Origin of the sequence: Allosphingosinicella deserti, assembly GCF_003012735.1 — a bacterium.
Classification (GTDB): Bacteria; Pseudomonadota; Alphaproteobacteria; order Sphingomonadales; family Sphingomonadaceae; genus Allosphingosinicella; species Allosphingosinicella deserti.
On record NZ_PXYI01000001.1, the window covers coordinates 761,754 to 774,275 of the forward strand.

General features: G+C 61.9%; 10 protein-coding genes and 1 pseudogene. 6 read left to right on the forward strand and 5 right to left on the reverse strand.

Annotated elements, in window-relative coordinates:
• The first annotated feature begins 224 nt into the window (after positions 1–224).
• From C7I55_RS27990 to C7I55_RS03505, 3 genes are all read left to right on the forward strand, one after another.
• Positions 225–386, forward strand: coding sequence for a hypothetical protein (locus C7I55_RS27990; protein WP_158266270.1), 162 nt, complete (start codon positions 225–227; stop codon positions 384–386).
• A 1-nt stretch (position 387) separates the two neighbouring features.
• Positions 388–1,563: a M48 family metalloprotease gene (locus tag C7I55_RS03500; protein ID WP_106511456.1), complete on the forward strand. Its 1,176-nt coding sequence runs from the start codon at positions 388–390 to the stop codon at positions 1,561–1,563.
• Positions 1,564–1,846: 283 nt separating this feature from the next.
• Positions 1,847–2,140: a hypothetical protein gene (locus tag C7I55_RS03505; RefSeq protein ID WP_199192697.1), complete on the forward strand. Its 294-nt coding sequence runs from the start codon at positions 1,847–1,849 to the stop codon at positions 2,138–2,140.
• Between the two features lie 406 nt (positions 2,141–2,546).
• On the opposite strand, the gene C7I55_RS03510 is transcribed toward C7I55_RS03505, so the two are convergent.
• The 5 genes and pseudogenes from C7I55_RS03510 to C7I55_RS03525 form a co-directional block, all read right to left on the reverse strand.
• Complete coding sequence (locus tag C7I55_RS03510) at positions 2,547–3,449, reverse strand: pirin family protein (protein WP_199192698.1); 903 nt, start codon at positions 3,447–3,449, stop codon at positions 2,547–2,549.
• 412 nt (positions 3,450–3,861) lie between these two features.
• On the reverse strand, positions 3,862–4,008 hold the full coding sequence (locus C7I55_RS27995; protein WP_158266271.1) for a hypothetical protein: 147 nt from the start codon (positions 4,006–4,008) through the stop codon (positions 3,862–3,864).
• A 282-nt stretch (positions 4,009–4,290) separates the two neighbouring features.
• Positions 4,291–4,418, reverse strand: a pseudogene (locus tag C7I55_RS28690) (P-type conjugative transfer ATPase TrbB); the annotation flags it as partial.
• A 28-nt stretch (positions 4,419–4,446) separates the two neighbouring features.
• On the reverse strand, positions 4,447–6,702 hold the full coding sequence (locus C7I55_RS03520) for a beta-glucosidase family protein (protein WP_106511458.1): 2,256 nt from the start codon (positions 6,700–6,702) through the stop codon (positions 4,447–4,449).
• 16 nt (positions 6,703–6,718) lie between these two features.
• Entirely contained in the window at positions 6,719–9,211 is a 2,493-nt protein-coding gene (locus C7I55_RS03525; RefSeq protein WP_106511459.1) for a TonB-dependent receptor, read from the reverse strand.
• Between the two features lie 140 nt (positions 9,212–9,351).
• On the opposite strand from C7I55_RS03525, the gene C7I55_RS03530 reads away from it, so the two are divergent.
• From C7I55_RS03530 to C7I55_RS03540, 3 genes are all read left to right on the forward strand, one after another.
• Complete coding sequence (locus tag C7I55_RS03530) at positions 9,352–10,287, forward strand: LysR family transcriptional regulator (RefSeq protein WP_106511460.1); 936 nt, start codon at positions 9,352–9,354, stop codon at positions 10,285–10,287.
• An 83-nt stretch (positions 10,288–10,370) separates the two neighbouring features.
• Positions 10,371–11,564: a CaiB/BaiF CoA transferase family protein gene (locus C7I55_RS03535; RefSeq protein ID WP_106511461.1), complete on the forward strand. Its 1,194-nt coding sequence runs from the start codon at positions 10,371–10,373 to the stop codon at positions 11,562–11,564.
• Positions 11,561–12,499, forward strand: coding sequence for a hydroxymethylglutaryl-CoA lyase (locus C7I55_RS03540; protein WP_106511462.1), 939 nt, complete (start codon positions 11,561–11,563; stop codon positions 12,497–12,499). Before C7I55_RS03535 ends, C7I55_RS03540 begins: the two co-directional genes overlap by 4 nt.
• Positions 12,500–12,522 lie beyond the last annotated feature (23 nt).

The following is a 12,522-nucleotide window of genomic DNA, read 5'->3' on the forward strand; positions in this document are numbered from 1 at the left end:
CGAATGGTGGAGGTGCTGATGATATGTCGACAAACCCGATGGCGGCCGCAAGCCGCACTGTGGCTTTCAGACGCCCTCACGGTCGTGATGTGCATTTCGCCGCTCGTCGGCCGCGCGATCGCCAATCCCGTGGGACTCCTCATCGCGAGCGGGGTCGGCCGCAGCCAGCGCCTTCCCACCTCGCGGCGCGCCGGGAGCGTGCCGTACCTTGGGAGCCCGCTGCGATGAGCACGCGGCTCGCAGCGCTGGAGCGCGCCGCCAGGAGCGTCCTGCCCATCGCGCTCGGTCTTGGCCCGGCCGAAGCGGATTTCATCATGGCGGGCTGCCGGCACCTGTTGTTCCAGATCGGAAACATCGGTCGCCGCTCCGCCTCTGGAGAAAATTAGAATGACCACTGCTCTCGATCCCGCTGCTGCGACAGCCGCCTATCTGTCGAGCCTCTCGCCGTCCGCGGTGAGCGCCGCTAACGCTTATACTCAAGGCGCGCATTGGGTATTGGTGGCGGGGAAGCTCGCCACGCTGATCGCCTGTGTGATCATCCTTCGCACCGGCCTGCTGCCGCGCCTGCGCTCCGCGGTCGAGCGCGACGGCAAGAGGCGCAATTTCGCCGTCTTCGCTGTCGGCGCCGGCGCTCTTCTTCTTCAATCGGTGATATTGCTTCCGTGGGCCTATTATGCCGATCTGGTGCGGGAGCGCGCTTATGGGCTGACCAATGTGTCAACCGGCGCCTGGCTCACGCAGGCCTTGGTGAGCGCACTGGCCGGCGCGTTGATGGGCGGAATCCTGTTCGTGCCTCTGTACGCGATTATCCGGCGCGACCAGAGGCGCTGGTGGATCTGGGGCTCGGGCTTGTCAGCCGCGGCGATCGCCGCGGGGATAATCCTGGCGCCATTGGCCGGTGGGCTGTTCAACCGATATGAGCCGCTGCAGCCCGGCGCGGTGCACGATACGGTGGAGGATCTTGCAAGGCAGGCAGGACTGCAGCGGGAGGAAATCCTCGTCTATGACGGGTCGAAGCAGACCGATCGGTACACGGCCAGCGTAGCCGGAATTGGCGGGACCGCGCGCATCGCGCTCAGCGACACGGTGTTGCGCGAGCCGGTCGATCTTCCCGCCATCCGCGCAGTCGTCGCCCACGAAATCGGCCACTACAAGCATCACCATGTGCCGCAGCTCGCAGCGGCAGTGGCCTTGTTGTCCTGCGTCGGCCTGATGCTGGCCGCACTGCTCTTTCCCAAAGCGGTTCGGCTGTTCGGCGCCACCAGGATCGCCGGCATCGCCGATCCTGCCGGTATCCCGGTGCTCCTTGCCATCTCCGCAATCTTCACTTTGCTGACCACGCCGATCGTCAACACCGCCATGCGTCTGGTCGAACACGATGCCGATGCTTATGGCCTCGAGCTGGCGCGCGAGCCCGACGGCGCTGCACGGGCCCTGCTTGCTACAAGTTCATATCGGGCGCCGCAGCCGTCTCCGCTCGAGGAGGTCCTGTTCTACGAGCATCCGAGCATCGAGAACCGGCTGCGCATGGCGATGGAATGGAGGGCCGAACACGCCCGCTGAAGGGCCAGCATGAGCGCCTTGCGGCGTTATGGCTGGCTCGCAGTCAACCGGAAGGCGAACACGCCGCCCGCTGCGACCTTGCCGCCGGCTTCTTCCGTGAAGCCGTGCCCTGGTCTCGCTGCCCGATGGTCCCGAGGGGGCATCGAGGCGGCACTGCGGGAGCCTGGGTGCATGCAGACGCTCACTCCCATGGTCGCGGTCTTTGGGGCGCGCCATTGGGAACCCGGCAAGACCTCGAGTGTCTGAGCGCTGGACGCAACGATAACTGAAAGGACATCTGGAATTGACGGAAGGCACATGGGGTGAGGAGGCACCCTCCGGTATCGACTGGCGGATGAGCGCGGCGCTCGAAAACGTTCCACGGGGCGACAGTGAGTTGGCCGAGGTCACGAGCCTCGAGACGGCCGTTCGCGCATGGCGCGATCTCGACGTCGAGCATCGCCTGCTCGCGGTTCTCACGCCGGAAAGGGCCGTGCAGATTGACGGCGTGAACCACAACTCGTTCACCGGCGAGGCTATCGCACAGCTCGCAGGACGCTTGCCCGATCAACCTACAGGCCCCCAAGCACCCAGCTGACATTCTGTCGGCGTCACGTCCCCCCGGTGTGACCAAGCGGCTGTCCGGCCGCTGTCCAATCAGGGCATGGCCTGAACGGTCCGCGATCGTTGACGGCTCGTCACCGGCCTGACGGCGGGTGCCTGGCCAATGAAGCGATTGCCCGGACCCTCAATGACATCGGACCGTTCCGAAGAAGCGCGCAGGTTGCAGCAGATGGCGGCGGATTGCCGTAGCTGCGTGATTTCAGACCTTCATCATGATCGCTGCGGGGCGTGAGCCGCCACCCGTACGAACGGCCGCTCTTGGCCCGACCGGTCGTCTGGCATGACGAGGACGCTGCCAGGAGAAGACAGCGCGAGGAATCATCCTCATCGCTGCGCACGCACGATCCGCGGTGGGCGCGGGCCGCGCGTGCTGCGCGAGCCTAGCGGAATACCGGCACGTTGCCGGAGCCGGTCCTGCGATCACCCGCTTCCGCGAGCCTGGCACCAAGCTCAGCGATGCGCTGCTCGCCGGCGGCGAGCGCTTCTGCAGACGTGTGTACCGAGTAGTAGCCGAGGAAGAGCGGATGATCGTGCGGAACTGCCGCGCCGACGACGAAGGTAGCGCCGTCGCTGGCGTCCGCCTCGAAGAGCATCGCGTCCTCACCATCGGCGAAGATCGCCATCTGCCCCCGTTTGACTGTACGGCCGGCGTCGACCGCACCTTTGGCGACGGCGAACCAGCCGACGCGATGTCCGGCCGCAGGCTTGAACGACCACCGCTCGCCAGGGACAAGCTGTACCAGCAGATACACGATCCCGTCCGGTGAACGCACCGGGCTTGTGGCACCGGCATGCGAGCCGAGGATGACTCGTGCGGGGCCCGCCTGGGGGGTGGCGTTCGCCTCCACATACTGGCTTTCGACCGGACCGTTTTCGAGGCCGGGCGGCAACGCAACCCAAAGCTGATACCCCTGGATCCGAGCGGACTCGCCCGCGGTCAATTCCTTGCCGTGCCAGACGCCGCCGCCGGCACGCATCCATTCGACGCCGCCGAAGCCGAGTGTGCCGGTGCCCGCTTGAGGATCGTCATAGATGACATCGCCTTCGGTAAAGACGGTGACGGTCGCAATACCGGAATGTGGATGCAGCGGCATCGCGTGCTGCAGCAGACGCATGTCGCCCGCGAACAGGTCGAGGAAGACGAACGGCTTCAGCTGCTCGCCCAGATCCGATGGGCTCATCAGGCGCAGGATCTCGCCATGTCCCGAACCGCCTCCAACATAGACGAGGCTGCGCGCCTCGGGTCGCGCCTGGACCCGGTCCGCCGTCTTTTGGGTAAGCATCTCTTCCGCTCCATCATGGGATTTGTCTGACCCGAAGCTAGGGATCAGACGCCTTGCGTCGCAGTAGGAAAAACTCGTCACAACTTTTCAAGGAAGATGAACGTTGGGGTCTGGTGCGGGCGGGGGAGGACCGGGTGTATCGGACCAGAGTGATGTCGTTTGGCGCGTCCGCAGGAACAAGGTTGAGAGTAAGCGGCCGCTCCTTCCGGCAACGGCGCACGATGGAGGTGTTCGATGCCGGGATGCGCACCGCGTAGACGCGACGCGAGATCAAACTTTGCCGGAATTCGCGCCTTCATGGTGAGGGTTCGACTGTGCCTCAGAATGGGCATCTGCCGACCATTCGAGGCGCGAGCGCCACCGCCGCGGAGATCGATACGCGCTACATTGGCCAACTCAGAGTCCGACGGCCTCAAACATCGGCGAGGGAGGAAGGCCAATCTACCGGCCGGCCGCTGTCCATCGCATCCTCGCCCATCAGCGACGCCACACTCGCGTGGTAGGTCTGGCGCAGGAAGCCCGGCGCGGGCGCGCCGCTGTGCACGGTTTCGCTCAACACTTGAAGCGCAGCATCGTCTCGTCATAGCAGCCTGTTCGACATGCTCGTCACGGAAACCGATCCGGCACTGGTAAAGATTGAGATCGATCTCTAACGGGCCGTTGCCGCGGGAGAAGATCCCAAGACAATCATCAAGGCCCTCGTGCCACGTCTCTATGCCTATCACGTCAAGAACCGCCCTAATGGCGAGCAGCTGACCAGTACGAGCGGCTCGAAGTGGGGACGAAGCAGTCGTTCGCTCACGACTTGTCGAACGACAGGTCCGGCCAGCAACGGACATCCTTCGCGCCCGACGCGCGGACTACGAGCATGGACCTCGGCATGGACATGATTGCGACCAGCCGTACGATGCGTTCGCCGATCGCCGCCGACAGTGTTTCCAAGGTGTCGACAAGACCTTCACCCAGCCGACCCGCGCCTTGATTATGCCAAGCGGCGTCAAGGCGCCACAGTACTAGCGGTGATTGTAACTAAGTCTGACATCGCCAAGGACTCTGCCGATCGTCCCAGAGCGATATTGTACGATCCGCCAGCGATTGCCCATCGCTGCGCTGCTGTATCGAAGGTAGCGAGAAGCCGCCTATCTACGACAATTGTTGCGCGTTTCGTCTCCCTCGGCGCCAACCGGATTTTATCCCATCCAAGTAGACGCCGTTGTGTTCCGGTCGGCATCGCTGTGAGGTAAAGTTGCGGCACGTCAGATCCTTCGACCGAACCGGTATTCGTCACGTCGAACGTAACCGTTACCGTCTGACCACCGGAAAATTTCACATTGGAATACGCGAACGACGTGTAGCTGAGCCCCTCGCCAAAGGCGAACAGTGGCTTAATCCGGCGACGCGAATACCAGCGGTAACCGACGTCCGCGCCCTCATTGTAGCGGACGGATACGAAAGGAGCGTCCTCCTTGGGGCGGACTGCAGGTCGGCCGGCACCGGTCAGTGTTGGCCGCGGCAATTGCGCAACAGACACCGGGAAGGTCACCGGCAACCGTCCCGATGGATTGACCCGACCGGTAAGAACGTTGGCAAGCGCCTGTCCACCTCGTCCGCCCGGATACCAACTCGCCAGAACGCCTCCGACCGCACCAATCCAGGGCATCGCGACTGGACCGGAGGTCTCCAACACCACGATTGTGCGCGGATTGGCAGCCGCTACCGCTGCAATCAACGCGTCCTGTCCATTGGGAAGCGAGAGGTCAACGAGATCGCGACCCTCTGTCGCCCACTGCGTAGCGAAAACGATTGCCACGTCGGCCGCGGCCGCCTCCTTAGCTGCCGCAGCGGGATAAGCGCCATCGTTCAAGCTGTAGCTTATGTCCGGCCGCAGTGCCTTGAGCGCAGCAAACGGTGATGAGGGATGGTAGATCATCGTTCGGGGCACCCCGCCGGTTGCGGCTACGCCCATCGCCGGGATTTGAATGCCCGGTCCCTCAATGGCGGTTGTGTAGGAGGACCCTCCCCCGGCAAGGACGCCGAACTCAGCCATGCCGCCGATGATGGCCACTCGCTCGACATCTTGCAACGGCAGCAGACCAAGCGCATTCTTGAGCAGTACCACTCCTTCCTCGGCGACCTGCTGTGACGCGCGCGCGTTGGCCTGGTAGTCGATCGCAGATTTCACCGGCGGGCTGTCAAAGACGCCGACTGCGAACAGTGAGCGCAAAACGCGTCGCACCATATCATCGACACGCGCTTGGTACGCGGGTTCACGCTGCGCCTGTTCGAGCAGTTCATTGGCGAAATATGGTGCATGGTCGAGCTGTTCGCCAGATTGCTGGTCAAGTCCTTTCAGCGCTGCATCAACACCGTGGGTCGCGCCCCAATCCGACATCACCCAGCCTGGATAGGCCCAGTTCTTTTTCAGGACGGTGTTGAGTAACCAATCGTTCTCACATGCATATGCGCCATTGACCCGGTTGTAGCCGCACATAACCGATGCGGGCTTTCCGCCTTCGATTGCGAGTTGGAACGCGAGCAGGTCGCTTTCACGCGCGGCCGCCTCGTCAATTACGATGTTAACAGAGAACCGGTCGGTTTCCTCGTCGTTGATTGCGAAGTGCTTGAGGGTCGAGGCAACGTTGCGGCTTTGGACGCCGCGTATGATATCGCCAGCTAACGTGCCGGCGAGTAGCGGATCCTCGCCGAGGTACTCGAAGTTGCGGCCGCCGCGCGGTTCGCGGAGCAAATTGACTCCGCCTGCAAGCATGACATTGAAACCCTTGCGCCAGGACTCGTCTCCCAGAACGACTCCGCTCTGAAAGGCCAGGCTGCGGTTCCACGTCGCGGCTGTGGCCAAGGTCGAAGGCAAGGCTGTCGCTGCATCACCGGGCCGGGCATTGTCGGGATTCGTGACGCCCATTCCACCGTCGGTTTGCTGAAGCGCTGGGATGCCCAGTCGGGGCACGCCGGGTACGTAACCGGCTGAGCCGAGCGCACCAGCAGGCGCGGGAAGACCGAGCCGTGTCCGTCCCATTCCGCCATGGAGAATCGACACCTTCTCCTCTAGCGTCATTGCAGCTGCCAACAGCGCTGCGCGACGGTCAGCATCGAGCGTTTCGTCCTGCCACGGGTGGGCGGCAGATAATGCGGCGACCGGTGCGTCTTGCCCGGCGACACTCTCGGCCGGGACGAATGCAAGCAGGGCTGTCCCGCTCGTAAATACCGCCCTGAACCAGCCCAGACTGTTTGTCATTGCATCATTCTTTCGATCAAAACCGCACACCGAGCGTAGCGCCGAAGTAGCGGTTCGCATCCTTGTTAACTTGACCATAGATGTCGAACGGGCTTGCCGTCGATGCCAGTAGCGTCCCGTGCTGCAGGTTTGTGGTGTAATTTTCATCGAATAGATTTTCCACGAACATCGTCAGAGTATAGCTGCCATTTTGGTCGCTTACGCCCACGCTCATGTCCACCAGCGCATACGCATCCTGGACCAGCAACGAATCCTGCTCGATCGCAAATTGCTGCCTGCTTTGAAAGTTGAGGTTGACCTGTACGAAGCCCGCCAGTTTTGTGCCAGGGAGGTCGTGCTCGTAGCGCGGCGATAGGTTGATACGCCAACGCGGGGCAGCAGGCAGCGTACCGCCGCGGATGTCTTGGATTGGGCCGGAGGTTATGACCGTGCCAGTCGGAGCCGTAAAGCGCCGACGATAGCAGCTATTAACTGGGAAGTCGTCGGTAAGGACTGGTGCCGCAGCCTGGAACTGTAACGGACAATTGAGGCCGTCCACGTCAACACTGGAGTCGATATAGGTCACGGCTGCATCAACCGAAAATGACGAAGAGGGCCGCAATGTTGCCTCGATTTCAAATCCCTTGGTTCGGGTTGAGCCAGCGTTAGTCTGAACGAATGTGACGACGCCGGTGTTTACATCTGATCGGTTGGCTTGAACCTGAAGGTTCGAATAGTTGGCTAGGAACAAGGCCGCCGCGACGCTTAGCTTGTTATCGGCAGTTCGACCCTTGAAACCAATCTCATATGCGTTGACGTGCTCCGGCTGCACCGCAAGCTGATTAGCGAAATCGGCGGTGATTTCAGTGTCGAAGCCCAAACCTTTGTACCCGCGCGTATACGTGCCGTAGATCTGAGCGTAACGGCTGAATTCATACTGAAGCCCCGCTTTTCCAGTCACCGCCGTGTCGTTAGCCTCGCGAAAGCCCGACCCTGGATTGTGTGCCGGGAACACGACGTCTCCTGGCAGAATTGGCGCAGTACGCGAACCCCGGACCGATACCTTCTCGTACTGAACCCGCAACCCTCCAATCGCCTTCAGCCCATCAAGAATGCTATATTCGGCTTGACCGAACGCAGCGATGCTTTCCTGAGATAGTTCAGCAACGTGTTGAGCCGATTGGAAGGTGGTAGCGGCTGCCGCGCACGGCTGGCCGAGTAGGCCTGTCGCGCAAACCGCGCGCCGTCGCCGGAAAGTGCGATCAAGATCCAGCTTTGAATAGAAGACGCCCGCAACGTAGGTGAGATCCCGAGACCCATCGGAGCCAACCCGCAGCTCCTGCGTGAAGTTGTGGAGCTTCACCGTGCCGGACTGGTCGTCATACTTGGCCGGATTGTTCCCGCCGCCCACGTACAACGGCACGGGTGTGTTTAAGCTGTCATTATCAATTTGCGCATAGTTGTCGAAGGATTGGTAGGCTGTGATGGATGTGACCGTCGCCCCACCCAAATCCCAGTCGCCCTGAGCTGAAAATGTCGCCTGCTCCGTAGACGAGCTCGTAGGCACATTCTCCAGCACGTCGCGGTTGCGGAAGGTCGCGACGACCGGGGCATAAAGTGCTGCAAGAGAGGGATTCTGCGTGCTAAACAGCAAGGTTCGGCAGCAAGCGGCGTTGCTCTTCCGGTAGTCGGCCGACAGCAGGAAATTGAGATTTCTTGTCACATCCCATTCAAGCTTGCCACGAACACCATAACCCTCGTTGCCGCCAGACTCCCCACCAGTGGTCACGTTGTTGAGATAACCGCCAACACTATTGTAATATCCGGTGACGCGGGCGCCGACCGTGTCGCTTATTGGGCCGGAGACAGTACCTTTGATTCGATATTCGTCCATTTCTGCGATCGACGCCTCAAACCGTCCCTCGAAATCGCGGGAGGGACGAGCCGTTATGATGTGGATGACGCCGGCGGTGGAGTTGCGACCGAACAACGTGCCCTGAGGCCCGCGCAGAACTTCGATACGCTCAAGGTCGGCGAAATCGACAAAACTCTGCGCCTGACGCGCGGACACCACGCCATCGACAACTACCGAGACCGAGGGTTCGACGCCTTGGCTGAAGAGCGTAGTTCCGACACCCCGGACCCGAAACGTTGTGTTGGTTGGGTTACTGCCCTGCTGGAAACTTAGCGAGGGCACCGCCTGAACCAAGCCTTGAGTATCGTTGGTCTGCCGCTGCGCCAACTGATCGCCACTGAGCGCGGTCACTGCAAGCGGGACGTCCTGAAGCCTTTCAACCCGTTTCTGCGCTGTGACAACAATTTCGGGCTCCTCGAGATTGTTCCCTGATGCGCTCTGACTTGTAAGATCGGCGTCAGCTGGCGCAGACCCTGCTTCGGCGGTGCCGACCTGTGCCGTTGGATTAGTTTGCGGCGCAACAGGGCTCTGCGCCCACACAGGCCAAGCGATACCGATGGAGGCTGCGCTGGCGAGCAACAAGCCCCGACGGAGCTGTGGTAAGGCCTTCGACATCTGGTCATCCCCTCATTGCCTACTTGTGCGGTCGGACGCCGCTCATGTGTTCCAGCTACTGCCGGTTGACGCGACCAAGAAGCCGTGTGTTAAGAATGGCCATTCGCGAAACGCGAAGGCGGTAGGTTGGAGGAGCCGAGATGAGTAGCATCAACCCCGATCGCTTGAGCCTAACCACACTGCGTCTGCTGGTCGCCGTCGCCGAGGAAGGGAGCCTGTCGAAAGCTTCGGTGCGAGAAAGCATCGCCACTTCAGCAGCGAGCAAGCGCTTGTCCGACCTGGAACTTGCTCTCAACACATCGCTCTTCAACCGCAACGCGCAGGGCATGACGTTGACACCTGCAGGGGAAAGCATGATCCAGCATGCGCGGCGCATCCTGCTGGCGGCGGCCACACTGGCGGCCGAAATGTCCGAATATCGCGAAGGGGTGCGTGGACACGTTCGGATCCTTGCCCACCTATCGGCAATCATCGCCTTTCTGCCAGAGGATTTGGAGAGGTTCTTCATCGCGCATTCCGACCTCAAGGTCGAACTAGAGGAGCGGCCGAGCAGTCGGGTGATGAAGGGCATCGCCGAAGGCTGGGCTGACCTTGGCATTTGTTCAGCCGATGCCGAACAGCCCGGGCTGGTCGCGACGACTTACCGTCGCGATCGGCTGGTGCTGGCAATGCGACAGGATCATCCTCTCGCCGGGACCGGCCCACTCGCCTTTGCCGACACACTTAGTTTCGATCATATCGGCCTTCATGCGGAGAGCTCGATCTTCACCCGATCGCTGATCGCCGCACGCGAGGCATCGCAGGTACTCAGGCGACGCATCCACGTCCCTGGTTTCGACGCTGTGTGCCGTACCGTTCAGTCGAACTTGGGTATCGCGTTGATTCCGGAACCGGTCTTCCGCATTCTTGGACCGTCTATGAACCTCCATTATGAGGAGCTAGCCGACGACTGGGCCCGGCGGGAGATCGTCATTGTCCGGCGCGGCGATCAGCAACTGTCGGCTGCAGCGCAGCTGCTGCTTGCGCACCTCCTCTCAGCGGACCAGCGGATTGGCGACGACAGGCCGAGTTCGTGATTCACGAACGCTGCTTCGCGAGGTACGGCTGTCGGACTGATACCCATCCGCATACCTAGGCAAAGAACTGCAGGAGAGATTGAGTGTCGGGACCGCTGGCGGGCATTCGGGTGCTCGAGCTGGGAACATTGGTCGCTGCCCCCTTTGCGGCGCGGCTGTTCGCTGAGTTTGGCGCAGAGGTGATCAAAATTGAGGACACCCGTGGTGGTGATCCTTTGCGCAAGTGGCGCAAGCTCCACAACGGCACTTCTCTTTGGTGGTATCTGCAAGCGCGCAACAAGAAGTCGGTTGCTCTCAATCTCAAGTCTCCCGACGGTGTCGAAGTGGTGCGGCGTCTTGCTGCAACCTGCGATGTGGTGATCGAGAATTTCCGGCCCGGCGGATTGGAGAAGCTCGGCATCGGCTGGGAAGCTCTGTCCGCAGCCAATCCTAACCTCGTGATGGTGCGTATCTCCGGTTACGGTCAAGATGGACCCTATCGCGATCGACCCGGCTTTGGCGCTCTCGGTGAGGCGATGGGGGGCATCCGCTATACGACGGGCCAGCCTGGCTCCCCACCTGCCCGTGTCGGTGTCAGCCTGGGCGACACATTGGCCTCGCTGCACGGCGTGGTGGGTGCGCTTATGGCATTGCTCAGGGTCAAGAGCGGCGCGGGAGAGGGACAGGTAGTCGACGTCTCGTTGGTCGAGAGCGTACTCAACGTAATGGAAAGCCTGATCCCTGAGTATACCCTCCTCGGCGAAGTGCGCGAGCGGTCGGGCGGTGCGCTGCCCGGCATAAGTCCGTCGAACACCTACCAAACGGCGGACGGCGGCCATGTTGTGATCGCCGGCAACAGCGACGCGATCTTTCGTCGACTCATGATCGCGATTGATCGCCCCGATCTGGCGAACGATCCGACCCTAGCCACCAACGACCGCCGCGTCGCCCGAAATGCGGAACTCGATGCCGCGATCACCCACTGGACCACTGGCCTCACCACCAAAAGAATCCTGGCGGCGTTGGAGAGGGCGGAAGTTCCGGCAGGACGGATCTATTCTGCGGCCGACATCGTCGCGGATCCCCATTACCAGGCGCGCGAGATGCTTCTGCCCACCGTCTTGCACGACGGCACGAGGCTAGCAATGCCGGGCATCGTTCCCAAGTTGTCTGCGACGCCCGGCGGTGTTCGCTGGAACGGCCCTGCGCATGGTGAACACAGTCGTGCCGTGCTCCACGACCTTGGCTATGACGAGGCCGAGGTAGCTCGCCTGTTTGAGAACGGAGCGGTTGCATGACTTGGCCGACCGAACCTATCCGCCTTCAAGAGGTTTCGCCGCGTGACGGCCTCCAGATCGAGCCGCGCTTCGTCGCTACCGCCGACAAGATCCATCTGATCAATGGGCTCTCCGCCGCTGGTTTCACCCGCATCGAGGTCTCGAGCTTCGTCTCGCCCAGGGCCGTGCCCGCTCTTGCCGATGCGGCCGACGTATTCTCCGGCATTAAGCGGCAGCACGGTGTTATTTATGTGGCGCTGGTTCCGAACCTTCACGGCGCAGAGCGAGCGCTGCAGGCTGGCGCGAACGAACTCAACATGGTCGTCTCTGCCAGTGAAACGCACAACCGCGCAAACATGCGAATGACCCCGGACGAGTCGCTCGCTGCCTTCTCCGACATAGCACGCGCCGCTGAAGGCGGGCACGTGTCGCTCAATGGCACGGTCGCCACTGCGTTCGGTTGCCCATTTGAGGGAGCGCAGTCGGCGGAGCGTGTCCTCGCGCTTGTGGATCGGCTCTTAGCACTAGGCTGCAACGGCATCACACTTGCCGACACAACCGGCGTCGCTAATCCGCGCCAAGTTGAGACATTAGTCGGCGAAGTTCTACAACGGCTCGATAGAGATCGGCTGACGTTGCACTTCCACAACACGCGGGGGGTCGGCCTCGCCAATCTGCTGGCGGGGTATCAAGCGGGTGTACGCCGCTTTGACGCGTCGCTCGGCGGCTTGGGCGGCTGCCCCTTCGCCCCCGGTGCCGCCGGTAACATCTGCACTGAGGACGCCGCTGCCATGTGCGAAGCTATGCGGATTCCGACTGGCCTCGACATTGGCGCGTTGATCGCCCTGTCGCGTACGCTGCCGCAGCTGGTAGGGCACGACGTGCCGGGACAGGTGGCGCAGGCGGGCTGTGCAGGCGATCTCCATCCTATTCCCGTTTCAGTTGTAGCCGCCTGAAGGCGCCGGACGAGAAGGGCCGA

Excerpts from the sequence above, each read along its gene's own strand:
- C7I55_RS03510 (WP_199192698.1), bottom strand. The coding sequence starts at position 3,449 with ATGCTTACCCAAAAGACGGCGGACCGGGTCCAGGCGCGACCCGAGGCG.
- C7I55_RS03520 (WP_106511458.1), bottom strand. The coding sequence starts at position 6,702 with ATGACAAACAGTCTGGGCTGGTTCAGGGCGGTATTTACGAGCGGGACA.
- C7I55_RS27990 (WP_158266270.1), top strand. The coding sequence starts at position 225 with ATGAGCACGCGGCTCGCAGCGCTGGAGCGCGCCGCCAGGAGCGTCCTG.
- C7I55_RS03525 (WP_106511459.1), bottom strand. The coding sequence starts at position 9,211 with ATGTCGAAGGCCTTACCACAGCTCCGTCGGGGCTTGTTGCTCGCCAGC.
- C7I55_RS03540 (WP_106511462.1), top strand. The coding sequence starts at position 11,561 with ATGACTTGGCCGACCGAACCTATCCGCCTTCAAGAGGTTTCGCCGCGT.
- C7I55_RS03530 (WP_106511460.1), top strand. The coding sequence starts at position 9,352 with ATGAGTAGCATCAACCCCGATCGCTTGAGCCTAACCACACTGCGTCTG.
- C7I55_RS03500 (WP_106511456.1), top strand. The coding sequence starts at position 388 with ATGACCACTGCTCTCGATCCCGCTGCTGCGACAGCCGCCTATCTGTCG.